Genomic DNA, 23297 nt, shown 5'->3' on the forward strand with positions numbered 1-23297 from the left:
CCAAGATGACAAGCAGTCAGGCGGCTTCCGCCGCCGTCAAGATCCTCATCGCCGGAGGTTTCGGCGTCGGCAAGACCACCATGGTGGGCGCGGTCAGCGAGGTCGCCCCGCTGCGCACCGAGGAGTACCTGACCAAGGCCAGCATCGGTGTCGACGACCTGGCCGGTGTCGGCGACAAGGACACCACCACCGTGGCCCTGGACTTCGGGCGGATCACGGTCAGTTCCGAGCTGGTGGTCTACCTCTTCGGCACCCCCGGCCAGGAACGCTTCTGGTTCATGTGGAACGACCTGGTCAACGGGGCGCTCGGCGGTGTCGTGATCGCCGACACCCGCAGGCTGGAGACGAGTTTCGCCTCGATCGACTTCTTCGAGAGCCGGGACATCCCGTTCGTGGTCGCGATCAACTGCTTCCACGGCCACAACACCCGTACGCCGGACGAGATCAGGACAGCTCTCGACCTCGATCCGCATGTTCCGCTGCTGATCGGCGATGTACGTGAGCGGCCGTTCGGCCGGGACGTGCTGCTGGCCCTGGTGGACCACCTGATGAGCCTGCCCGTCGCGGCCGGCTGACCGTTCGGTTCCCTCTCGGACCGACCGGCAAATAGGGGGCGGCGTCGCGGGGCTGGGCACGCACATCTGCGGAGCGTTGTCGGCGGTCGACAACGCTCCGCGTTGCAACTGCATGCACCCAGCCCCGCTCCTTCCCCCACCCCCCATTTTCCGGTCGGTCCTACTTTTCCCACTCTGGAGAGATCTGAGATGGCATCACCCCTGCGCGTCCTGATTCACGGCGGCGGCATCGGCGGGCTCACCCTCGCCACCGCGCTGGCCCGGCGCGGCCACACCGTCGAGATCGCCGAGCTCCGCGACGAGCTGGACGCACTCGGCGTCGGCATCATCCAGCCGTCCAACGCCCTCCATGTGATGCGGGAGATCGGGGTTCTCGACGACTGCCTCAGGGCGGGCTTCGAGTGGGAGATCCTGACCATCGCCGACCCGGCGGGCAACACGCTCGCGGAGATCCCGCAGCCGCGGATGGGCGACGCCCCCTCCAACAACGGCATCCCGCGCCCCGCCCTGGCCCAGGTACTGAACGCCGCCGCCGTCGCCGCCGGGGCCACGATCCGCTTCGGCACCACCATCACCGAGCTGACCGACGACGGATCCGGCGTGGACGTCGCCCTCTCCGACGGCTGCACCGGCCGCTGGGACCTGGTGGCCGGCTTCGACGGCATCGGTTCGCCGCTGCGCACCCGCCTGTACGGGGACCGTTACGCCCCCGAGTACACCGGCTTCGCCAACTGGCGGGTGACAGTGCCCCGGCAGCCTCAGGTGCGGGGCGTGGTGATGGGCACCGCGGGCAAGGAGGCCAAGGCGCTCCTCACCCCGATCACCGATGAACTGATGTACCTGGGTGCGGTGTTCGCGGAGTCCGAGGACTTCCGGCCGGACCCGGAGCGGGCCCATGAGGAGCTCACGGAGCGGCTGGCGATGTTCTCCGGACCGGTCGCCGAGGCGCTCGCCACCGTCACCGACCCGGCCGCGGTGGTGTACTCGCGGATCTCCCAGGTGACCGTCGAGGAGCCGTGGCACGTCGGCCGGGTGGTGCTGGCCGGTGACGCCGCGCACGCCTCCACCCCGCACATCGCCCAGGGTGCGGCGATGGCCGTCGAGGACGCGCTGGTGCTCGCCGAGTCGCTGGACACCGAGGCCGATGTGGCAGCGGCCCTCGAAGCGTGGGAGGCGCGCCGCCGCCCCCGGGCCATGTGGGTGCAGGCCATGTCGCGTGCGGTGCTCAAGCAGGAGACCGGCAACGAGACCACGCCCGAGGAGGACGAACTGCTGAAGATCGGCATTCCGGGCGCGGCGCATGTGCTGGTGAAGCCGTACTGATCCGCGCGGATCCGCGCGTTGCCGGACGGGCTCGGCATGCCAGTCCCGTCCGGCGCGTTCACGGCAGTACCGCCACCCCGTCGATCTCGACGAGGGCCTGCTCGTCCCAGAGTCTCGCCACGCCGATGACCGCCATCGCCGGATAGTCGCGGCCCGCCAATTGCCGCCAGATACGGCCCAGTTCCCCGGCATGGGCCCGGTAGTCGGCCACGTCGGTGGCGTACACGGTGACCCGGGCCAGGTCCGCCGGGGCTCCGCCCGCCGCGCGCAGGGCGGTCAGCAGATTGGTGAGCGCCGTCGCGAACTGCTCGGGCAGGGCGGTGCCGATGACCTTGCCGTCCTGGTCGAGGGCGGTCTGCCCGGCCAGGAAGACCAGTTGGCCGCCGGTGGCGGTGACGGCGTGCGAGAAGCCCGCGGGCGGCGAGAGTTCGGCGGGGTTGATCCGGTGGACCGGACTCATGCGGACGCCTCCCGGTTCGCGTACAGCTCCTTGGCGATGATCGTGCGCTGGACCTCGCTGGCGCCCTCGTAGATCCGTGGGGCGCGGACCTCCCGGTAGAGGTGTTCGAGAAGATGGCCGCGGCGCAGGGCGCGGGCGCCGTGCAGTTGGACGGCGGTGTCGACGACGAACTGCGCGGTCTCGGTGGCGTACAGCTTCGCCATGGCCGCGCGGCGCGGTACTCCGGCTTCCCCCGCGTCGTACGCGGCGGCGGCCGCGTACACCAGGAGCCGGGCGGCCTCGGTGCGGGTGGCCATCTCGGCGACCTGGTGGGAGACGGCCTGGAGGTCCTTCAGCGGACCGCCGAACGCGGTGCGTTCGGCGGTGTACGCGACCGTGGCATCGAGGGCGGCGCGGGCCATGCCGACGGCGAAGGCGCCGACGCTGGGGCGGAACAGGTTGAGGGTGTTCATGGCGACCCGGAAACCGCGGTCCGGTTCGCCGAGCACATCGTCGGGGGTGACCGGGACGCCGTCGAGGACCAGGGCCCCGATGGGGTGCGGCGAGAGCATGTCGAGTGCGGTGCCGGTCAGTCCGGGTCGGTCGGCGGGGACCAGGAACGCGGTGACGCCACGAGATCCGGCGCCCTGGGTCGTACGGGCGAAGACGGTGTAGAAGTCGGCCTCGGGTGCATTGGAGATCCAGCACTTCTCGCCGGTCAGCCGCCAGCCGTCGGGGGCGTGTTCGGCGTTCAGGGCCAGGGCCGCCGCGTCGGAGCCCGCGCCCGGTTCGCTGAGCGCGAAGGCGGCGACGGCGCGGCCGGCGCGCACCTCGGGGAGCCAGCGTTCGCGGTGGGCCGGAGTGCCTGCCTGGACCACGGGGTGGGTGCCGAGGCCCTGGAGGGCCAGTGCGGTTTCGGCCTCCGTGCAGCCGCGGGCCAGGGACTCGCGGAGCAGGCAGAGGTCGAGGGCGCCGGAATTCAGCAGCCGGTCGAGGAGGCCGGACTCACCGAGTGCGGCGATCAGGGGGCGGTTGACATGGCCCGGTTCGCCTTTTTCGGCGAGGGGGCGCAGTTGCTGCTCGGCAAGGACTCTTAGCTCTTCACACCAGGCGATTTGTGCCGGATCGAGCGAGAATGCCGTCATACCGGCGCCTCTCTTGTCGCGTCTCGTCTTCTGTTCTTATCGCGGACCGTTGACTACCGTCACCCAAACGATACGCTCCAGAGGCGACAAGGGGGCGATCCGTCATGGACCCGAAGACCTCAGCGCACCTCGACACCTTCGCCAGGGAGCACCTGCCACCCGCGGACCAGTGGCCGGAACTGCTCTTCGACCTTCCCGAACTGCAGTATCCGGCCCGCCTCAACTGCGCGGCCGAACTGCTGGACCGTACGGTCGACCGCTTCGGCCCCGGGCGCCCCGCCTTCCGTACCCCTGACGGCGGAGTCTGGAGCTACGGGGAGCTGCGGGACCACGTGGACCGGATCGCCCATGTCCTCACCTCCGATCTGGGGGTCGTACCCGGCAACCGCGTCCTGCTGCGCGGCCCCACCACACCCCATCTGGCCGCCTGCTGGCTCGCGGTGCTGAAGGCGGGCGCGATCGCCGTCACGGTGCTGGCCCAGCAGCGGTCCGCCGAGCTCGCCACCATCTGCTCGATCGCCCGGGTGAGCCACGCACTGTGCGACATCCGGACGGTCGACGACCTGGTGAAGGCCCAGGTGCCGGGGCTGCGGATCACGGCGTACGGAGGTGACGCCCCGGACGATCTGCTGCACCTGGCCGAGGCCAGGACGGGGCCGTACCGTCCGGTGGACACGGCGGCGGACGATGTCGCACTGATCGCGTTCACCTCGGGCACCACCGGGCGCCCCAAGGGCTGTATGCACTTCCACCGGGATGTGCTCGCCATCGCCGACACGTTCTCGCGCCATGTCCTGCGCCCCACGTCCGACGATGTGTTCGCGGGCAGTCCGCCGCTCGGCTTCACCTTCGGGCTCGGCGGTCTGGTGGTCTTCCCGCTGCGGGCCGGTGCCAGTGCCCTGCTGCTCGAACAGTCCGGCCCGACGCAGCTGCTGCCCGCGCTCGCGGCCCACCGTGTCTCGGTGCTGTTCACCGCGCCGACCGCCTACCGCGTGATGCTCGACCACATCGACGACCACGATCTGAGCGCGCTGAGGCGCTGTGTCTCGGCCGGCGAGAACCTCCCAATCGCCACCTGGCGATCCTGGTACGAGCGGACGGGTCTGCGCATCATCAACGGCATCGGCGCCACCGAACTGCTGCACATCTTCATCTCCGCCGCCGACGATGCGGTCCGCCCCGGCACCACCGGAGTTCCCGTGCCCGGCTGGCAGGCCCGGGTACTGGACCGCGAGGGCAGGCAGGTGCCGGACGGGGAGCCCGGACTCCTCGCCGTCCGAGGTCCGGTCGGCTGCCGCTATCTCGCCGACGAGCGCCAGCGCGACTATGTGGCGCACGGCTGGAATCTCACCGGCGACACCTACGTGCGCGAGCCGGACGGCTACTTCCGTTACGTCGCCCGCGCCGACGACATGATCATTTCCTCCGGGTACAACATCGCGGGCCCCGAGGTCGAGGACGCCCTGCTGCACCACCCCGCGGTGGCCGAGGCCGCGGTGGTGGGACGTGCGGACGAGCTGCGCGGACAGATCGTGGTGGCGTACGTGGTGCTGCGCGAGGGCGCGGAACTGGACGCCGACGAGCTGCGCACGTACATGAAGAGCGAGCTGGCCCCGCACAAATGCCCGCGCGTCATCGAGTTCCTGCCCACCCTCCCCCGGACCGCCACCGGGAAACTGCAGCGTTTCCGGCTGCGGAACGACTGACCCGGAAATGCGGGTGCCGCGCTCCACGCACACCCGGCAGGATGAGGCATGACCTGGACCTTCACCGATGACGTCAACGTCTTTCTCGATGCGACCGGCGCCTCGCTGGCCGCCCGGCCCGCCGAGAACACCCTGGTTCTGACCGTCACCGCGACCCTGCGCCGCAGCGGCCCGCACGCCTACGGGGACGCCGCCCCGCTGCTGGGCTGGTGGCGCGGGGCGGACGGCGAGGTCGCGGGGACGCTGGTGCAGACCCCGCCGTATCCGCCGGTACTGACAGCCGTCACCCCGGAGGCGGTCGCTCCGCTGGCCGCCTCGCTCCCCCTGACCGCGGTCAACGCGGACCGGGCCATCGCCGAGGCGCTGGCCGCCACCTGGCCCGGCCACCGGGTCGTCCAGGAGCAGCGGCTCTACCGGTTGAAGACGCTGATCCCGCCCTCCCCCGCCCCCTCGGGCCGGCCCAGGACCGCCACCGCCACCGACCGGGAACTACTGGTGCGCTGGTTCCTCGCGTTCGCCGATGAGGTCGGCCGGCCCGCCACCCATGCCGAACGGCAGGTGGACGACCGGACGGCGTCCGGCAGGCTGACCCTCTGGGAGGCCGACGGCGTCCCGGTGTCGATGGCGGGCGTCTCCCCGCGGATCGCGGGCATGGTGCGGATCGCGCCGGTCTACACACCTCCCGAGTACCGCGGCCAGGGGTACGCGGCCGCGGTGACGGCGGAGACCAGCCGGGCGGCACGGGAGTCGGGCGCGCAGGAGGTGCTGCTCTTCACCGACCTCGCGAACCCGACCAGCAACGGCGTGTATCAGCGCATCGGTTACCGGGCGGTCTCGGACCGGCTGCTGATCAGCGCGGCGGAGGGGCCCGTCACCCCAGAGTGAGCCGCGGCTTCGGTGCGTCCGTGCGGCCCGTCGGCGGGGTGCGGCTGCCCGCGCGGTACGGGAGCGGCCAGGGCGCGCCCGGTCCGCTGTAGCCCTGGTCGGCCGCTGCGTGCAGCGTCCAGTGCGGGTCGTAGAGATGCGGACGGGCCAGGGCACACAGGTCGGCCCGGCCCGCGAGCAGCAGTGAATTCACGTCGTCCCAGGAGGAGATCGCACCGACCGCGATGACGGGCACGCACAGCGTGTTGCGGATCCGGTCGGCGTACGGGGTCTGGTAGGAGCGGCCGTACTCGGGGCGCTCGTCGGGGACGACCTGACCGGTGGAGACGTCGATGGCATCGGCCCCGTGGGCGACGAAGGCGCGGGCGATCTCTACGGCGTCCTCGGCCGTCGTGCCGCCCTCGGCCCAGTCCGTGGCGGAGATACGGACGGTCATGGGCCGGTCGTCGGGCCAGTCGGCGCGCATCGCGTCGAAGACTTCGAGGGGGAAGCGGAGCCGGCCCTGCAGCGATCCGCCGTAGTGGTCGGTGCGGTGGTTGGTGAGCGGCGAGAGGAAGCCGGAGAGCAAGTAGCCGTGGGCGCAGTGGAGTTCGAGCAGGTCGAAGCCGCAGAGGTCGGCGCGCCGGGCCGCCGCAGCGAACTGTTCGCGTACGGCGTCGAGGCCGGCCCGGTCCAGGGCGTGCGGAACCTGGTTGACGCCGTCGGCGTACGGGATCGGGGAGGCGGCGGTGAGCGGCCAGTTGCCGTGGTCGAGGGGCTGGTCGATGCCCTCCCACATCAGTTTGGTGGAGCCCTTGCGCCCGGAGTGGCCGAGCTGGACGCCGATGGCCGTACCGGGTGCGCTCGCATGGACGAAGTCGGTGATCCGGGTCCAGGCGGCAGCCTGTTCGGGAGTGTAGAGGCCGGTGCAGCCGGGGGTGATGCGGCCCTCGGCGCTGACGCACACCATCTCCGTCATGACGAGCCCGGCGCCACCGAGTGCACGTGCGCCCAGGTGGACGAGGTGGAAGTCGCCGGGGACGCCGTCGACGGCCGAGTACATGTCCATGGGTGAGACGACGACGCGGTTGCGGAGTTCGAGGCCGCGCAGCCGCAGCGGGGTGAACATCGGCGGGGTGCCCGGGGCGCAGCCGAACTCCTCCTCGACGGCGGCGGTGAAGGAGGCGTCGCGCAGCCGCAGATTGTCGTGGGTGACGCGGCGGCTTCGGGTGAGGAGGTTGAAGGCGAACTGGCGGGGCGGCTGATCGACGTAGGTACCGAGCTCCTCGAACCAGCGCAGGCTGGCCGCGGCGGCCCGCTGGGTCGATTCGACGACCGGCCGGCGTTCGGTCTCGTACGCGGCCAGTGCGCCCGGCAGGTCGGGCTGTTCCTCGATGCAGGCGGCGAGCGCGAGGGCGTCCTCGACGGCGAGTTTGGTCCCGGAGCCGATGGAGAAGTGCGCGGTGTGGGCGGCGTCGCCGATGAGGACCGTGTTGCCGTGCGACCAGCGGGCGTTGACGACGGTACGGAAGGTGAGCCAGGAGGAGTTGTTGGAGCGCAGCGGCCGGCCGCTGAGCGCCTCGCTGAAGATCTTGGCGCAGCGTACGGTCGAGTGCTCCACGTCGCAGGTGTCGAATCCGGCGGCGCGCCAGACCTCCTCGCGCATCTCGACGATGACGGTGGAGGCGTCGGCCGAGAAGGGGTAGCCGTGGAACTGCATCACCCCGTACGCGGTCTCGGCGATCTCGAAGCGGAAGGCGTCGAGGGCGAAGTCGGCGGCAAGCCAGATGTAGCGGCAGCGGTGGGTGGTGAGGCGGGGGCCGAAGGTTTCGGCGTGAGCGGCGCGGGTGAGGCTGTGTACACCGTCGGCGGCGATCACCAGGTCGTATGCGGCGGCCAGCTCGGCGGCCGGCGGTGCCTCGGTGCGGAAGCGGAGCCGTACGCCGAGCCAGTCGCAGCGTTCATGCAGGATCTCCAGGAGTCTGCGCCGGCCCAGCGCCGCGAAGCCGTGGCCGCCGGAGGTCTGCGTCACGCCGCGGTGGACAATGTCGATGTCGTCCCACCGTACGAACTCGTCCTGGAGTGCCCGGTGGACGACGGGGTCGGCGTGCTCGATGCCGCCGAGCGTCTCGTCGGAGAGGACGACGCCGAAGCCGAACGTGTCGTCGGGGGCGTTGCGCTCCCAGACGGTGATGTCGCGTTCCGGGTCGAGCCGCTTGAGCAGGGCCGCGGCGTAGAGTCCGCCGGGGCCGCCGCCGATGACCGCGATGCGCTTCACGCCGGTCCGATTCGCGCCGGGCGCCGTCCCGGCGGACGGCCCGGTTCCGGTCGCACTCGTGTCGGGCGGCATCGTGCTACCGGCCTTGCCACTTCGGTGGCCGCTTCTCGGTGAAGGCTGCGTGGAATTCGGCGTAGTCGTCGCCGTGCATCAGCAGGGCCTGGGTCGCGGCGTCCATCTCGACCGCGGCGGCGAGCGGCATGTCGAGTTCGGCGGTGAGCAGCGCCTTGGTCTGGGCGAGGGCGAGGGCCGGTCCGTCGGCGAGGCGGCGGGCGAGCGCTGCCGCGCGCACATCCGCCTGGCCCTCTTCGGTCAGCTCGCTGATCAGTCCGATCCGTTCCGCTTCGGGTGCGCGGACCGGTTCGCCGAGCATCAGCAGCCGGGTGGCATGGCCGAGGCCGACGACGCGCGGAAGCAGATAGGCGGCGCCCATGTCGCCGCCGGAGAGACCGACCTTGGTGAAGAGGAAGGCGAAGCGGGCGGACGGATCGGCGATCCGGAAGTCGGCGGCGAGCGCAAGAACCGCACCGGCACCTGCGGCCACGCCGTGTACGGCGGCGATGACGGGGAAGGGGGTTTCACGTAGGGCCCGCACCACCTGTCCGGTCATGCGGTTGAAATCGAGGAGCTGGGCGGTGTCCATGGCGAGTGTCGCGCCGATGATGTCGTCGACATCTCCGCCTGAGCAGAAACCGCGGCCCTCCCCCGCGAGCACCAGAGCGCGCACAGTGCGTTCGCGGGACAGTTCGGCAAGCAGGTCGCGCAGGTCGGCGTAGGCACCGAAGGTGAGAGCGTTGAGTTTCTCGGGGCGGGCGAGGGTGACGGTGGCGACTCCGTCGTCCGTCGTCAGCCGCAGATGGCGCCAGTCATCCGTACGGGGGGCGGAGCTGGGAAACGGGCTCATCGAGGGGGCTCCCCTTCAGCCGTCGGGCTGCTACCTGCGAACGAACTTATCACTCGTACGTGACTCCCGTCACGAGCACGCAATAGGTGGAGCGTGAGAACTCAGTGCCGAACGTCCCCTTTGTGCCGGTCGGCGGCCCCTTGCCCGTGTCGTTGCACTTCGTAAGGTTGAAACCGAGAAGTCTCGACCTCCAGAAAGTTCATGAACTCCGGAACGGAAACCGTGCTGTGCCCTCCGATGCCCCTCTCCCCGCCTCCTGGCGGATTGCCCTGCCGCATTCGACGGTGGCCGTACCGGTCGCTCGCGCCCTGATCCGTACGGCACTGGCGGACATCGAAGCACCGGCCGATTCCGATACCGCCGAGCTCCTCACCGCCGAACTGGTCGCCAACGCCGTGGAGCACACCCGCAGCGACGAACCCATCGAGCTGGTGGTGGAGCTCCTGCCGACCGGCTGCCAGGTGGAGGTGCACGACCGCGACCCGGCCCCGCCGGGCGATCTCTCCCATCCGGAGCCCGGCAGTGCGGCGGACCCCTGGCAGGAACACGGCCGGGGTCTGCTGCTGATCCGTACACTCAGCTCGTCCTGCGGTCACCGCACGACGGAGCAGGGCAAGGCGGTGTGGTTCACCCTGCCGTCCCGTACACCTCGGAGCTGATCGGACATCTCGGAGCCGACCGGTCGCGCTCATCAACCCGCGTCGGCCGCGGCCAGCCTGGAACGACTGCGGCCGTAAAAGGCGTACACCGCCGCACCGACGATCAGGAAGACGGCGAACTGCACCCAGGTCGCCCAGCCCGTCCCGTACATCAGATAGAGGCAGAAGACGACGCCCAGGAGCGGGCTCACCGGGTAGAGCGGCACCCGGAACGAGCCCGTCACCTCCGGGTTTCGACGGCGCAGCACGATCACCGCGATGTTCACCGCGACCATGGTGCCCAGCGTGCCGATGGTCGTCAGATTCACCACCACGTCGAGCGACGAGAAGGCCGCCGGGACCGCGAAGACGACCGCCACGATCCAGGTGTTCGCAACCGGCGTCGCCGTCCGCGCCGAGACCCGCTCGAAGACCCGCGGGATCAGACCGTCGCGGGACATCGACATCAGGATGCGGGTCTGCCCGTACATCACCGCGAGCACGACGGATGCGATCGCGACGACCGCTCCGAAAGCGATGATTCCACCGCCGACGGTCGAGTCGGTGACCTGGTCGACGACGATCGAGAGCGCGGCCGGCTTGTCGGCGACGGCCTGCGGGCCGAGGGCACCGATGGCCGCGAGCGCGACGGCGCAGTAGAGCAGCGTGACCAGGCCGATGCAGACCATGATCGCGATCGGGATGTTCCGCCGCGGGTTCTTGACCTCTTCGCCCGCGGTGGTGATGGCGTCGAAGCCGATGTACGAGAAGAAGGCCAGCGACGCACCGGCGGTGACCCCGCCCGCCCCGTGGGCGACGAACGGCGTGAGATTCCCGTGCTCGAAGGCCGTGAAGGCGATGACGCAGAACATGATCAGAACGGCGATCTTGAGGACCGCCATCGCGGTGGTGGCCCCCGCACTCTCCCGGACGCCGCGCACCAGCAGGGTGGCGGCCATCATGACCACCAGGACCGCGGGCAGATTGATCACTCCGCCGTCGCCGGGCCCCGCCGAGAGGGCCGCAGGCAGCTGCCAGCCGAACAAGCTGTTCAGCAGCTCATTGACGTACTGGCTCCAGCCGACGGCGACCGCGGAGACCGAGACTCCGTACTCCAGCAGCAGACACCAGCCGACGAGGAACGCGATGCGTTCGCCGAGGGTCGCGTAGGCGAAGGAGTACGAGCTGCCGGACACCGGGATCGCGCTGCCCAGCTCGGCGAAGGAGAACGCGGTGAAGATGCAGGTGATCGCGGCGAGCACGAAGGACAGCACGACCGCGGGGCCCGCCTCGGCGACGCTGTCGGAGAGGCCGACGAAGATGCCGGTGCCGACGACGGCGCCGACACCGAAGCACACCAGCTGGAAGAGTCCCATGGTGCGCTTGAGACCGTGCCCCTCCAGGTCGGCGCCGGACTCGGCGATCAGCTGGTGGGGGCTCTTGATGCGTGGCCCGGAGGGGCGCAGGGAGCTCGGTGGGCGCAGCGGACTCACGGGGATGGTCTCTTCTCTGGTGGAGCATGTGGGGGGGGTGTGCACCCGGGGCCCTGTGGGGGAGCTCCGGGCTCTGGTGACACACACGAAAATGGGGTTCGAGCGTGCGAGCTCGAACCCCACCAAGAGACAACATATTAGTCGCCTTCACGCATGTTCACCCAATCGGGCGCATGATCATGCAGCAGTCAGCTTGCGGCCGCCAGGGTTGCCACCAGAACAGCCTTGATCGTGTGCATCCGGTTCTCGGCCTCATCGAAGACGACCGAGTGCGTGGACTCGAAGACCTCGTCGGTGACCTCGAGCTCCGTCAGCCCGTGGGCGGCCTCGATCTCCCGCCCGACCTTGGTGCCGAGGTCGTGGAAGGCCGGGAGGCAGTGCAGGAACTTCACGTCGGCGTTGCCGGTGGCGCGCAGGACGTCCATGGTCACGGCATACGGCGCGAGGGCCTCGATGCGCTCGCCCCAGACCTCCTTGGGCTCGCCCATGGAGACCCAGACATCGGTGGCGACGAAGTCCGCGCCCTTGACGCCCTCGGCGATGTCCTCGGTGAGAGTGACCGTCGCACCGCCGGCCTCGGCCAGCCTGCGGGCCTCGGTGACGATCTCCTCGGCCGGCCAGTACGACTTCGGCGCGACGATCCGCACGTCCATGCCCAGCAGGGCACCGGTGACCAGGTAGGAGTTGCCCATGTTGAAGCGGGCGTCGCCGAGGTAGGCGAAGGCGATCCGCTCCAGCGGCTTCTCGCTGTGCTCGGCCATGGTGAGGACGTCGGCGAGCATCTGGGTCGGGTGCCAGTCGTCGGTGAGTCCGTTGAAGACCGGAACGCCGCCGTACGCAGCGAGCTCCTCGACGGCCACCTGGCTGTCACCGCGGTACTCGATGCCGTCGAACATCCGGCCGAGGACGCGGGCCGTATCCTTCACCGACTCCTTGTGCCCCAGCTGCGAGCCGGAGGGGTCGAGATACGTCGTGGACGCACCCTGGTCCGCGGCCGCCACCTCGAAGGCGCAGCGGGTGCGGGTCGAGGTCTTCTCGAAGATGAGCGCGATGTTCTTGCCGCGCAGCCGCTGCACTTCGGTCCCCGATTTCTTGGCGGCCTTGAGCTCGGCCGCGAGGTCGATCAGGCCGCGGAACTCCTCGGCCGTGAAGTCCAGCTCCTTGAGGAAGTGGCGGCCTGCGAGGTCTATGGCCATGAGACTGCTCCTGGGTCGGGCGAGGATCGCGCATACAGTGACCCTGGAAGTCTATACGAAGCCTTGCATCGCTATACGGAGCCTCTTTCCTTGTACGACGGCTCCTGGGCGGAGTCTTTCGGCCAGAGACGCTTCGTGCGGAGTCGCTTCACGCAGAGACTCTTTGTGCGTGCGGAGTCTCCTTCCTTGCGCCGTGTCGCGTACCGCCGCACCGGGTCGTGCGCCGCTACACCGGATCGCGCACCACGGGGCAGCTCATGCAGCGGGGGCCGCCCCTGCCCCGGCCGAGTTCGCTGCCGCGGATCTCTATGACCTCGATGCCCTCCTTGCGCAGATAGGTGTTGGTGGTGGCGTTGCGCTCGTACGCGACGACGACGCCCGGCTCGACGGCCAGCACATTGCAGCCGTCGTCCCACTGCTCGCGCTCGGCGGCGTGCACATCCTGGGTGGCTGTGAGAACCCGGATCGAGTCCAGGCCCAGGGCGTGCGCGATCGCGTCGTGCATGTGCTCGGGCGGATGGTCGGTGACCTTCAGGTCCCTCGGCCCTTCACCGGGCTCGATGGTGTACGAGCGGAGCATGCCCAGGCCCGCGTACTTGGTGAAGGTGTCGCCGTCGATCATCGTCATGACCGTGTCGAGGTGCATGAACGCCCGGCGCTTGGGCATGTCGAGCGCCACGATCGTGTGCGCCGAGCCGGCGTCGAACAGTCCACGGGCCAGCATCTCCACCGCCTGCGGGGTGGTGCGCTCGCTCATCCCGATGAGTACGGCGCCGTGGCCGATGACCAGTACGTCGCCGCCTTCGATGGTGGAGGGGTAGTCGTCCTGCCCCTCCGACCAGTGGTGGAAGACGCCCGCGTCGGGGCCGGTGAAGAGGGGGTGGTGGCGGTAGATCGCCTCGAAGTGGACGGTCTCGCGCTGCCGGGCCGGCCAGCGCATCGCATTGATCGACACCCCGTCGTATATCCAGGCCGAGGTGTCCCGGGTGAAGAGATGGTTCGGCAGCGGGCCGAGCAGGAAGTCGTCCAGGTCCATGACATGGAAGCGGACGGAGGTCGGCTCGCTGTGCCGCTCCAGGAACTCCCGCTTGGTCATCCCGCCCACCAGCGCCTCGGCCAGCTCGGGGCTGGGCAACTCCTCGAAGGCGGCCCGCAGATGCTCGGTGGCGAGCGGGCCGTACTCCTTCTCCTCGAAGACCCGGTCCAGGACGAGCCGCCTGGCCACCGGGATCTCCAGCGACTCACGGAGCAGATCGCCGAACAGGTGCACCTCCACTCCGCGGTCGCGCAGCACGTCCGCGAAGCCGTCGTGCTCCTGGCGGGCGCGGCGCACCCAGAGCACATCGTCGAACAGGAGCGCGTCCTTGTTGCTGGGGGTGAGCCGCTTCAGCTCAAGATCGGGGCGGTGCAGGATGACGCGGCGCAGCCGCCCGGCCTCGGAGTCGACATGGAATCCCATGCATCCATCCTCACCGTGCGGAGCGCCGTGCACCCGGCGAATCGCCAGCGGTTTTCCGCTGATCTCATCGGAAAGCCCGTCGGCACCACTGCCTACAGCCGCGGGTCGACCGGCTCCGACTCCAGGGCCAGCACCGCGAACACCGCCTCGTGGACCCGCCACAGCGGCTCCCCGTCGGCCAGCCGGTCCAGCGCTTCGAGGCCCAGCGCGTACTCCCGGAGCGCCAACGACCGCTTGTGGCCGAGGAACCGGCCGCGCAGCCGCTCCAGATTCTCCGGGCGGGTGTACTCGGGGCCGTAGATGATCCGGAGGTACTCCCGGCCGCGCACCTTGATGCCCGGCTGGACCAGCCTGCCCTTGCCGTCCCGTACGAACGCGGCGAGCGGCTTGACGACCATGCCTTCGCCGCCGCGGCCGGTCATCTCCAGCCACCAGTCGATGCCGGAGCGCACCGACGCCTCGTCACCGGTGTCGACGACGAGCCTGCGGGTGACCTGGAGCAGCCCGGTCGGATCGTGCTCGACCAGCCGGTCGAGCCAGGCCAGCTGCTCGTCGTGCGGTACGGAGGCCAGCGAGCGGCCCTGCACGGCGAGGATCTGGAACGGCGCGAGCCGCACCCCGTCCAGGCCCTGGGTGCTCCAGCAGTAGCGGCGGTACGCCTCGGTGAACGCGGTCGCGTCCTCGGCCCGCCCCTGCTGGCGGTCCGCGAGCGCGCCCACGTCCACCCCACGGGCCACCGCTGCCGCGAGGGCCACGTTGGCCTCCGGGAAGACCGCCCCGGATGCGGCACCGACCGCGGCGTACTGCGAGCGCAGCAGCCCGGCCGCCTTGAGAGACCACGGCATCAGCTCGGCGTCGAGCAGCACCCAGTCGGTGTCCCACTCCTCCCAGAGTCCGGCGGCGGTGACGGCGGTGCGCAGCCTGCCGAGAATCACCTCGGTGAGTGCGACGTCGTCGAGGAACGGCCTTCCGGTGCGGGTGTAGAGCGCCCCGGTCGGGCCTCCTTCACCGGCGGAAGCGTGGGAGGTTCCCCCTGCGCCGAACCTCTCACGGGCGGTGTTCGTGTCCCGGCAGACCAGCGCCACCGCACGCGAGCCCATGTGCTTCTCCTCGCACACGACCTCGGTGACACCGTCCGCCCGGTACTGGGCGAAGGCCTCGGCCGGGTGCTCCAGGTAACCGTCCTCGTGCGAGGTGGCGGTGGGCGCCATGGTCGGCGGGAGGTAGCCGAGCAGCCGCGGGTCGACGGCGAACCGGCTCATGACTTCGAGCGCCGCCGCGGCGTTCTCCTCGCGGACCGAGATGCGTCCCATGTGCCGGGTCTCCACGATCCGGCGGCCGTGCACATCGGCGAGGTCCAGCGGCCTGCCCTCCCTGCCCCCGGGCGCCTCGGTGGTCAGCGGCTTGGCCGGCTGGTACCAGACCTTCTCGGCCGGTACGTCGACGAGCTCGCGCTCCGGCCAGCGCAGCGCGGTCATCTTCCCGCCGAAGACCGCACCGGTGTCCAGGCAGATGGTGTTGTTGACCCAGGAGGTATTGGGCACCGGGGTGTGGCCGTAGACCACGGCGGCACGGCCGCGGTACTCCTCCGCCCACGGGTAGCGCACGGGCAGGCCGAACTCGTCGGTCTCACCGGTGGTGTCCCCGTACAGCGCGTGCGAGCGGACCCGTCCGGAGGTGCGCCCGTGGTACTTCTCGGGCAGTCCGGCGTGACAGACGACGAGCTTGCCCTCGTCGAGGACGTAGTGGCTGACGAGCCCGTCGATGAACTCCCGCACCTGCTCGCGGAAGGCGGGGTCCTTCTCGTCCTCCCGGTCCAACTGCTCGATGGTCTCGGCGAGTCCATGGGTGTGCTGGACCTTGCGGCCCTTGAGATAGCGGCCGAGCTTGTTCTCGTGGTTGCCCGGCACGCACAGGGCGTTGCCCGCCGACACCATGGACATGACGCGGCGCAGTACCCCGGGGCTGTCGGGGCCGCGGTCCACGAGGTCGCCGACGAAGACCGCCGTACGCCCTTCGGGGTGCGCGCCGTCGACGTAGCCGAGCTTGCCGAGCAGGGCCTCCAGCTCGGAACTGCAGCCGTGGATGTCGCCGATGATGTCGAAGGGGCCGGTGAGGTGGCGGAGGTCGTTGTAGCGGCGCTCCAGCACCACTTCGGCGTGCTCCGCCTCCTCCTCGGTGTGCAGAATGTGCACCTTGCGGAAGCCCTCGCGCTCCAGGCCGCGCAGCGAGCGGCGCAGCTCGCGACGGTGGCGCTGGATGACGTGGCGCGGCATGTCGGCGCGGTCGGGGCGGGCCGCATTGCGCGCGATGCAGACCTCTTCGGGCAGGTCGAGAACGATCGCGATGGGCAGCACGTCGTGGCTCCTGGCCAGCTGGACCAGCTGCTTGCGGCTCTCGGCCTGGACGCTGGTGGCGTCCACGACGGTCAGCCGCCCGGCGGCGAGCCGCTTGCCCACGATGTAGTGGAGGACGTCGAAGGCGTCACGGCTGGCGCTCTGGTCGTTCTCGTCGTCGGCGACCAGGCCGCGGCAGAAGTCCGAGGAGACGATCTCCGTGGGCTTGAAGTACTCACGGGCGAAGGTGGACTTGCCGGAACCGCTGGCTCCGATGAGCACCACGAGGGAGAGGTCGGTCACCGGCAACGTGCGCGAAGTACTGGTCATGCGACTTTCGCCCCCTTCTCGGTCTCGTCGGCAGTCTCGTGCCAGGATTCGTTCTTGCTCTCGTTCCTGCTCTCATCGGCCGCGGTCATCGTGAACACGGCCATCTGTGTGGGCGGCCCCACCTCGGGGTCGTCGGGCCCCACGGGGACGAAACCGACCGCGTATCCATGCCGCTGTGCCACCTCCTGGGCCCAGTCGCGGAACTCGGCCCTGGTCCACTCGAACCGGTGGTCGCCGTGGCGCACATGCCCGGCCGGAAGGGTCTCCCAGCGGACGTTGTACTCGACGTTCGGCGTCGTCACGAGCACGGTCCGCGGTCGGGCCGAACCGAACACGGCGTACTCCAGCGCGGGCAACCTCGGCAGGTCGAGGTGCTCGATGACCTCGCTGAGCACGGCCGCGTCATACCCCTTGAGCCGCTTGTCGGTGTAGGTGAGCGAGCCCTGCTGAAGCGTGACCCGTCCGGCCTGCCGCTCCCCCATCCGGTCCAGCTTCAGCCGTCGTGAGGCGATGGTGAGGGCGCGCATCGAGACATCGACGCCGACGATCTCCGTGAAGCCCACGTCCTTGAGCAGTGCCTGCACCAACTGGCCCTGACCGCACCCCAGGTCGAGGATCCGGCTCGCCCCGGCGGTGCGCAGCGCGTCGAGGATCGCGGTGCGCCGCTGTTCGGCGAGCGGCACCGGCTTCTCCTCGGTGTCGGTCGTCTCGTCCACCGCGTTGTCGATGCTCTCGACGTCCAGGTCGTCCGACTCGGCGAGCCGCACCAGTTCGAGCCGCTGCATCGCCTGCCGGGTCAGCCCCCAGCGCCGGGACAGATAGCGGCTGGTGATCAGCTTCTGCTCGGGGTGGCCGGCCAGCCAGCCCTCACCGGCCCGCAACAGCTTGTCCACCTCGTCCGGTGCGACCCAGTAGTGCTTGGCGTCGTCGAGCACCGGCAGCAGGACATACAGCTGCCGCAACGCGTCCGCCAGCCGCAACTCGCCTTCCAGCACCAGCCGTACGTACCGCGAGTCCCCCCACTCCGGGAACTGCTCGTCCAGAGGTACGGCCACGGCGTCCACGCTCTTCCAGCCGAGCGGCCCGAACAGCTTGCGCACCAGTTCCGCGCCGCCGCGCGCCGGCAGTGCGGGCACCTCGATTCTCAGTGGAAGCGGCGCCTGTGCACGTTCGGGCAGTGCGCGGCACACACCGTTCAGTGCGGTCTTGAACACCATGCTCATCGCGACGGAGAGCAGCGAGGACGCCGCGTACGGACGGTCGTTGACGTACTGCGCGAGCGCCGCATCGGGGGCGCCGCCCCGGCCCTTGCCCTTGCCGCGCCGCACCAGCGCCACGGGATCCACCTCCAGCAGGAGCACCGCTGTGCAGCGCTCGGCGGATGCCTCGGGATAGAAGACATGCGCGGTGCCATGGGAGGTGGAGAACGTCTGCGCCTTCTCGGGATGCTTGTGCAGCAGAAAGCCGAGATCGGTCGCGGGACGTTCCGGGTTGCCGGTCGTGCTGATTGTCAGGAACACACGTCCGAGTATGGTCCGCTTCACTCGCCCCCCACCAGGTATTTTCATGTGTCTACGGCACTGTTGCCCCTCCTTTCCCCTCGCCTGCCGTCGCTGCGCCGAGCAGCCCGGCCAGCTCCGCGATGGTCTCCGGGCCGACCCGGCAGCAGCCGCCCACCAGCCGGGCGCCGGCGTCCTGCCAGGCCCGTACTCTCCCCGGTTCGAAGGTGGGGGCACCAGCCCACTCCCGTCCGCCGGCATCCCACCGCTCACCGCTGTTCGGATAGACCACGACCGGTTTCCCGGCCACCTCCGCCGCCACCCGCACCGCCCGGTCCGCGTCCGCCGGATCACAGCAGTTCACCCCGACTGCCAGCACACGGTCTTGCCCCGAGGCGAGGGCGAAGGCCGTCTCCAGCGACTGCCCCGCCCTGGTCCGGTCCCCCGCCACGCTGTACGAGAGCCAGACGGGCAGCCCACACCCCTCGACCGCCCGCAGCAACGCCTCGGCCTCGTCGATGTCCGGCACCGTCTCCAGCGCCAGCACATCGGGCCCTGCGGCGGCCAGCGCCTCCACCCGCGGCCGGTGAAACCGCTCCAGCTCCCGGACGGAGAGCCCGTAGCGGCCCCGGTACTCGCTGCCGTCCGCCAGCATCGCCCCGTACGGGCCGACCGAGGCGGCGACCCAGATCTCCCGCTCCACCGCACCCGCGGCCCGCCGTGCCAGCCGCACACTGCGGGCGAACAGCTCCGCAGCCTGGGCCCGTCCGATCCCCCGCTCCTCGAATCCCTCGAAGGTCGCTTGGTAACTGGCCGTGATGAGCACCTGCGCACCCGCCCGCACATAGGCAGTGTGCGCGGCCTCGATCTGCCCCGGCCCGTCGGCCAGCAGCCGGGCCGACCACAGAGCGTCGGACAGATCGCAGCCCTGCGCCTCCAACTGGTTGGAGAGACCACCGTCGAGCAGGACCGTCCCCTCCAAGAGGGCACGATCGAGCACACGGGCGGGCGGACCGCTGACTGACCGGACGGGTTGCACGGGTGACTCCCTCGTGAGCCGGGCCCGGACCTGGCTCGGGTGAGCGGCGACCGATCCCTGACTCGGGTGAGCGTGGATGGTGCCCGGTCCAGGTGAGCCCGGGACGGTTCCCGGTTCAGGTGAACTGGGACTGGACCTGGGAGGAGATCAGCTCCAGGTGCTCCAGGTCGTCCAGATCCAGGACCTGGAGGTAGATCCGGGACGACCCGATCGCGCCGTACCTGCCGATCTTGTCGACCACCTCGGCGGGTGAGCCCGCGAGCCCGTTCGCCTTCAGCTCCGCCACCTCACGGCCGATGACGGAGGCGCGCCGCGCCACCTCGGCGTCGTTCTTGCCGACGCACACCACCAGGGCGTTGGAGTACACCAGGTCGTCCGGTCCGCGGCCAGCCGCCTTCGCCGCCTCCCTGACCCGGCCGAACTGCTTCTCGCTGTCCTCCAGCGACGCGAAGGGAATATTGAACTCGTCCGCGTACTGGGCGGCCAGCCGCGGTGTGCGCGTCGCACCGTGACCGCCGATCAGCACCGGCACCTTGGCCTGCGCCGGCTTGGGCAGCGCGGGCGAATCGGTCAGCTGGTAGTACGTGCCGTCGAAGCTGAACGTCTTGCCGATCTCGGTCGCCCAGAGCCCGGTGACGATCTCCAGCTGCTCCTCCAGCCTGCCGAACTTCTCCTTGGGGAACGGAATGCCGTAAGCCTTGTGCTCCTCCTCGAACCAGCCTGCGCCGAGGCCGAGCTCGACGCGTCCGCCGGACATCTGGTCGACCTGCGCGACCTGGATGGCGAGCACGCCGGGGAGCCGGAAGGTGCCCGCGGTCATCAGCGTGCCGAGCCGGATCCGCTTGGTCTCGCGCGCCAGCCCGGCCAGGGTGATCCACGCGTCGGTCGGGCCGGGCAGCCCGTCCCCCGGGCCCATGCGGAGGTAGTGGTCGGAGCGGTAGAAGGCGTCGAAGCCGAGGTCTTCGGCCGCCTTGGCGACGGTGAGCAGGGTGTCGTAGTCGGCCCCTTGCTGGGGCTCGGTGAAGATTCGAAGATCCATGCATCCATCCTGCACCTCCGGATGCCGGTCATTCCCCTCCTTCTCCCTCCCACGCGCCGCCGCTGCCGAAGGCATCTACGGTCACGGCCGTCCCGTACACCGTCCCGTCCCTCGTCACTCCCTGAATCCTGCGCGGTCACGGCTGGCCCGCCGCCGAGCCCGCCGGTCCGCGGATCGCACCGTAGGGGCCGTCCCGCCCCCGGCCTCGCTCCAGATCCTGCTGCCGCTCCCGGTCCTGCTCGTCGAGGCGCCGGAGCATTCCGTGCACCCGGTCCATGGACTCGTCGGCCGCGTCGATCGCCTCCATGCACTGCCAGTAGAGCCCCTGCTCGTCGGTCTCGCAGGCCACCCCGACCAGGGCTATCCCCACCTCTCCGAGCAGTGTGCCCAGCCCCGTCAGCGTCGCCCGCGGTTCGGCGAGCTCGGAGAGCTGCGCGGCCCGCGCCACTCCGGCCCGCGCCGCCGGGTGGTCCAGCGCCCCGCCGCTCCTTCCGCCGATTTCGCTGAGCCCGCGCGCCTCTCCGCGTAGTTCCTTGGGCCCGTCCGCCGCCAGCCGACTGCCGATCGCCTGAGCGAGCGCCTGGGCCTGCCATGCCTCGGCGATGATGTCCGGCGTGCAGCGGCTCTGTGCCAGAGCACGCCGGCTGACTCCCACAAGCCGCTCCGCTTCCATGCGTTACCCCCATCCGTACGAAAAGCCGCTCAACTCATCCATTACCCACAGTGAGGGCGTCGGTACCGAAAAGCCAGGGGAATTCGGAAATCTGTGGACACGAAGTCGACTGTGAATAAGTGGATCACTCCGAAGAGTGACGATCTGGCGAATCAAGGGTGTCCGGGGGCTCCGGCACCGGGAATCGGGCCTCATTCCGGTCGATCTTCTCCGCCAGCGCCGTCAGTGCGTCGATCCCCAACACCTCGCAGAACTGCAGCAGATAGGCGAGAACATCCGCGACCTCATCCGCCACCCGGTGCGCCGTCTCGGGTGTCTCCATCACCCGCGCCGACTGCTCCGGCGTCAACCACTGGAAGATTTCGACCAGTTCGGATGCCTCGACGCTCAGTGCCGCCGCCAGGTTCTTCGGGGTGTGGTACTGCTCCCAGTCCCGTGCAGCCGCGAACGCGGCGAGCCGTTGCTGCAGGGCACGTACATCAAGTTCTGTCACGGCTTCAGGTCTACCACCGTCACCCCGGCCGTCTCCCGGGCTCGCACCGCACCCGGCTCCGTGACCGTCCCCACCAGTCTGAGGTGCCCGGCCGCCCCGATCGACGCCGCCAGATCCAGCAGTCCGCGCAACTGCCGTCCGTCCAAGTCCCGGTCGAGTCCGTCGGCCAGCACGGTGAGGGTCTGCATGGCCGACGGCACCTCGCCCGCGGCGTCCACCGCCAGCACCCCGGGGCCGGTGAGCAGCACCAGAGCGAGCGCGAGATACCTCAGCTCACCGTCGCCGAGCCGGCCGACCGGCGTCGCATGCCCCCCGTCGCGCCCGACGGTCGCGCGCAGCAACCCGTCCGCGAACCGCTCGACACCGAGTGCGGTCACCGGTCCCGCGCATCCGGTGTGAGCCGCCGCGACCAGCCGGGCGTGGCGTTGGGCGCACTGTGTGTGCGTGCGCTCCAGCACCGCCGCGAGGTTGTCGCAGCCGCGGCGCAGCCGGCCGTCGCCCGCCGGTACGGGCCCACGCATCCGCGGCGGCTGCGGTTCACAGGCGAAGACCGACCGCAGGGCCACGACCATCTGTTCGGCGGCGGCAAGGACCTGTAACTGCCCCTCGGTCCTGCCCGCCACTCGCAGCGGCAGCAGGGCCGTTCCGAGGCGGTCGTCCGGCAGGGGCGCACGCGTCACCGGGACAGCGCCCGCGGTGTGCCAGGCCGCCTGGACCGTCGAACGCCCCGGGTCGCGCAATGCGGTGGTGAGCAGGGTCTCGCCACCGCCGGTGAGCCGTTCACCGACGATACGGAGGGTGGGCTCCGCCTGGACTGCCAGGTCGAGCCGTACCGGTCCTGCCGGACCGTCCGTCGTGCAGCCGATCCGGAATCCGCGGCGGCCCTGCACATCGGCCACGGCGCCTTCCGGTACGCACCCCGCCGGGTCCGGGAAGACCTCGTCGAGCGGGTCTCCGCTGCCCAGCCGCGCCAGCGCCTCGTACGCCCGCAACACACTCGACTTGCCGCTGCCGCCGGGGCCGGCGAAGAGCGTGACCGGGCCGATGGGGAAGTTGGCGCCCCGGTGCGAGGCGAAGGCGGACAACCGCAGTTCGGTGACGACAGGTCCGGCGGAGCGGACGGGACCGCCGGAACGCCACAGGGCTTCCGGGCGGGCCGACGTGTCCGTAGCGGCGGGGCCGTCACCGAACACGGACGTGCCGGTTGCGGCAGGCGCATCATCAGGCACGGATGTACGGGCGGACGGTGGCGGGGTGGTCCCCGGGCGGAGTGCACTCATGGGCGGACCGTATGCAGACCGCGGAGCGGCGAACCGTTCCGCCTGAACGACCTTCCTACGATCGGGCTACGCCTGCCGCGGCTACCCCGCCCCGGACGGCATTCCCACGATCGAAGGACGTCCACCGCCGCGCCCACCCCGCCAACACCCCCGGCGGCCTTCCTACGACCCGGGTACGCCTGCCGCCGTAACCCCCTCGACCTCCATGCCGAGCGGCGACAGCAGGAAGACATTCCGGTCGACCCGGTGCATTCCGCTGCCCAGACCGAAGACCACCCCGCTGGTGAAGTCCAGGATGCGCTTGGCCACATCCGTCTCCGCGCTGGTCAGATCGAGCAGTACCGGGATCTGTGCGACCAGGTACTCCGCCACCTCCCGCGCGTCCGCGAAGACCTGGACCCGCAGCACGACGAGGCGCCGCTGTGCGGCTGCCGCGCTCTCGTCGGGGACCGTACGGTGATCGACCCTGGACGGCCACTCGTCGCGGCCGCGCAGAGGTACGACCTGGGCAAGCCCCTCCCACTGCTCGTCCGTGACGTCGTACCTGTCGTACCTGCTCACCGGACCACCCCGTCTGTGCTTCGGTCG

Annotated in this window: 20 protein-coding genes; 5 read left to right on the forward strand and 15 right to left on the reverse strand. The window is 70.3% G+C overall.

Annotated elements, in window-relative coordinates:
• Positions 1–5 precede the first annotated feature (5 nt).
• Positions 6–575, forward strand: a complete 570-nt coding sequence (locus NRF20_RS11350; protein WP_266356940.1) for a GTP-binding protein — start codon at positions 6–8, stop codon at positions 573–575.
• 189 nt (positions 576–764) lie between these two features.
• Positions 765–1898: an FAD-dependent monooxygenase gene (locus NRF20_RS11355; RefSeq protein ID WP_398629771.1), complete on the forward strand. Its 1134-nt coding sequence runs from the start codon at positions 765–767 to the stop codon at positions 1896–1898.
• A 58-nt stretch (positions 1899–1956) separates the two neighbouring features.
• Here the strand turns inward: NRF20_RS11355 and NRF20_RS11360 are convergent, their stop codons facing one another.
• Entirely contained in the window at positions 1957–2358 is a 402-nt protein-coding gene (locus NRF20_RS11360) for a RidA family protein (protein ID WP_398629770.1), read from the reverse strand.
• Positions 2355–3482 carry an acyl-CoA dehydrogenase family protein gene (locus NRF20_RS11365; RefSeq protein WP_266356945.1) on the reverse strand — a complete coding sequence of 376 codons (1128 nt, stop codon included), beginning with the start codon at positions 3480–3482 and terminating at the stop codon, positions 2355–2357. The genes NRF20_RS11360 and NRF20_RS11365 overlap by 4 nt, the downstream gene beginning before the upstream one ends.
• 104 nt (positions 3483–3586) lie before the next feature.
• Here NRF20_RS11365 and NRF20_RS11370 point away from each other — a divergent pair, with 104 nt between their 5' ends.
• Positions 3587–5188: an AMP-binding protein gene (locus tag NRF20_RS11370; protein ID WP_413752516.1), complete on the forward strand. Its 1602-nt coding sequence runs from the start codon at positions 3587–3589 to the stop codon at positions 5186–5188.
• Positions 5189–5236: 48 nt separating this feature from the next.
• Complete coding sequence (locus tag NRF20_RS11375) at positions 5237–6073, forward strand: GNAT family N-acetyltransferase (protein ID WP_398629767.1); 837 nt, start codon at positions 5237–5239, stop codon at positions 6071–6073.
• Here NRF20_RS11375 and NRF20_RS11380 read toward each other — a convergent pair.
• Together NRF20_RS11380 and NRF20_RS11385 are read right to left on the reverse strand one after the other, a co-directional pair.
• Positions 6060–8402 (reverse strand): bifunctional salicylyl-CoA 5-hydroxylase/oxidoreductase, encoded by a 2343-nt coding sequence (locus NRF20_RS11380; protein ID WP_413752517.1) that lies wholly within the window; start codon positions 8400–8402, stop codon positions 6060–6062. The genes NRF20_RS11375 and NRF20_RS11380 overlap by 14 nt on opposite strands.
• A 4-nt stretch (positions 8403–8406) precedes the next feature.
• Positions 8407–9234 (reverse strand): enoyl-CoA hydratase family protein, encoded by an 828-nt coding sequence (locus NRF20_RS11385; protein ID WP_114247191.1) that lies wholly within the window; start codon positions 9232–9234, stop codon positions 8407–8409.
• 227 nt (positions 9235–9461) lie between these two features.
• Here NRF20_RS11385 and NRF20_RS11390 point away from each other — a divergent pair, with 227 nt between their 5' ends.
• Positions 9462–9893, forward strand: coding sequence for an ATP-binding protein (locus NRF20_RS11390; RefSeq protein ID WP_398629765.1), 432 nt, complete (start codon positions 9462–9464; stop codon positions 9891–9893).
• A 32-nt stretch (positions 9894–9925) separates the two neighbouring features.
• Here NRF20_RS11390 and NRF20_RS11395 read toward each other — a convergent pair whose 3' ends face one another.
• From NRF20_RS11395 to NRF20_RS11445, 11 genes are all read right to left on the reverse strand, one after another.
• Complete coding sequence (locus NRF20_RS11395) at positions 9926–11365, reverse strand: amino acid permease (RefSeq protein WP_398629764.1); 1440 nt, start codon at positions 11363–11365, stop codon at positions 9926–9928.
• 188 nt (positions 11366–11553) lie between these two features.
• Entirely contained in the window at positions 11554–12561 is a 1008-nt protein-coding gene (gene argF, locus NRF20_RS11400; RefSeq protein ID WP_398629763.1) for an ornithine carbamoyltransferase, read from the reverse strand.
• A 226-nt stretch (positions 12562–12787) separates the two neighbouring features.
• A complete protein-coding gene (locus NRF20_RS11405; protein WP_398629762.1) occupies positions 12788–14020 on the reverse strand; it encodes an arginine deiminase in 1233 nt (410 codons plus the stop codon).
• Positions 14021–14112: 92 nt separating this feature from the next.
• Positions 14113–16686 carry a polynucleotide kinase-phosphatase gene (locus NRF20_RS11410; RefSeq protein WP_413752518.1) on the reverse strand — a complete coding sequence of 858 codons (2574 nt, stop codon included), beginning with the start codon at positions 16684–16686 and terminating at the stop codon, positions 14113–14115.
• Positions 16683–18206 carry a 3' terminal RNA ribose 2'-O-methyltransferase Hen1 gene (locus NRF20_RS11415; protein WP_413752519.1) on the reverse strand — a complete coding sequence of 508 codons (1524 nt, stop codon included), beginning with the start codon at positions 18204–18206 and terminating at the stop codon, positions 16683–16685. Before NRF20_RS11415 ends, NRF20_RS11410 begins: the two co-directional genes overlap by 4 nt.
• Before the next feature lie 52 nt (positions 18207–18258).
• Positions 18259–19167, reverse strand: coding sequence for a homocysteine S-methyltransferase (mmuM, locus tag NRF20_RS11420; RefSeq protein ID WP_398629759.1), 909 nt, complete (start codon positions 19165–19167; stop codon positions 18259–18261).
• Positions 19168–19339: 172 nt separating this feature from the next.
• The gene (locus tag NRF20_RS11425; protein ID WP_413752520.1) at positions 19340–20263 is read right to left on the reverse strand and encodes an LLM class F420-dependent oxidoreductase; all 924 of its coding nucleotides are present in this window, start codon (positions 20261–20263) and stop codon (positions 19340–19342) included.
• Between the two features lie 136 nt (positions 20264–20399).
• Positions 20400–20936, reverse strand: coding sequence for a DUF6099 family protein (locus tag NRF20_RS11430; RefSeq protein WP_266356966.1), 537 nt, complete (start codon positions 20934–20936; stop codon positions 20400–20402).
• 124 nt (positions 20937–21060) lie between these two features.
• Positions 21061–21429, reverse strand: a complete 369-nt coding sequence (locus NRF20_RS11435; RefSeq protein ID WP_266356968.1) for a nucleotide pyrophosphohydrolase — start codon at positions 21427–21429, stop codon at positions 21061–21063.
• Positions 21426–22709, reverse strand: a complete 1284-nt coding sequence (locus tag NRF20_RS11440; protein WP_398629757.1) for an AAA family ATPase — start codon at positions 22707–22709, stop codon at positions 21426–21428. Before NRF20_RS11440 ends, NRF20_RS11435 begins: the two co-directional genes overlap by 4 nt.
• A gap of 162 nt (positions 22710–22871) precedes the next feature.
• Positions 22872–23270, reverse strand: coding sequence for a cell division protein SepF (locus tag NRF20_RS11445; RefSeq protein ID WP_266356972.1), 399 nt, complete (start codon positions 23268–23270; stop codon positions 22872–22874).
• Positions 23271–23297 lie beyond the last annotated feature (27 nt).

This window comes from Streptomyces sp. R-74717, assembly GCF_047305335.1.
Classification (GTDB): domain Bacteria; phylum Actinomycetota; class Actinomycetes; order Streptomycetales; family Streptomycetaceae; genus Streptomyces; species Streptomyces atratus.

Bases quoted from the DNA above. Each gene is read 5' to 3' on its own strand.
- NRF20_RS11440 (WP_398629757.1), bottom strand. From the start codon at position 22,709: ATGAGTGCACTCCGCCCGGGGACCACCCCGCCACCGTCCGCCCGTACA.
- NRF20_RS11370 (WP_413752516.1), top strand. From the start codon at position 3,587: ATGGACCCGAAGACCTCAGCGCACCTCGACACCTTCGCCAGGGAGCAC.
- argF (WP_398629763.1), bottom strand. From the start codon at position 12,561: ATGGCCATAGACCTCGCAGGCCGCCACTTCCTCAAGGAGCTGGACTTC.
- NRF20_RS11380 (WP_413752517.1), bottom strand. From the start codon at position 8,402: ATGCCGCCCGACACGAGTGCGACCGGAACCGGGCCGTCCGCCGGGACG.
- NRF20_RS11430 (WP_266356966.1), bottom strand. From the start codon at position 20,936: ATGGAAGCGGAGCGGCTTGTGGGAGTCAGCCGGCGTGCTCTGGCACAG.
- NRF20_RS11375 (WP_398629767.1), top strand. From the start codon at position 5,237: ATGACCTGGACCTTCACCGATGACGTCAACGTCTTTCTCGATGCGACC.
- NRF20_RS11405 (WP_398629762.1), bottom strand. From the start codon at position 14,020: ATGGGATTCCATGTCGACTCCGAGGCCGGGCGGCTGCGCCGCGTCATC.
- NRF20_RS11350 (WP_266356940.1), top strand. From the start codon at position 6: ATGACAAGCAGTCAGGCGGCTTCCGCCGCCGTCAAGATCCTCATCGCC.
- NRF20_RS11360 (WP_398629770.1), bottom strand. From the start codon at position 2,358: ATGAGTCCGGTCCACCGGATCAACCCCGCCGAACTCTCGCCGCCCGCG.
- NRF20_RS11365 (WP_266356945.1), bottom strand. From the start codon at position 3,482: ATGACGGCATTCTCGCTCGATCCGGCACAAATCGCCTGGTGTGAAGAG.
- NRF20_RS11355 (WP_398629771.1), top strand. From the start codon at position 765: ATGGCATCACCCCTGCGCGTCCTGATTCACGGCGGCGGCATCGGCGGG.
- NRF20_RS11410 (WP_413752518.1), bottom strand. From the start codon at position 16,686: ATGACCAGTACTTCGCGCACGTTGCCGGTGACCGACCTCTCCCTCGTG.
- NRF20_RS11385 (WP_114247191.1), bottom strand. From the start codon at position 9,234: ATGAGCCCGTTTCCCAGCTCCGCCCCCCGTACGGATGACTGGCGCCAT.
- NRF20_RS11425 (WP_413752520.1), bottom strand. From the start codon at position 20,263: ATGGATCTTCGAATCTTCACCGAGCCCCAGCAAGGGGCCGACTACGAC.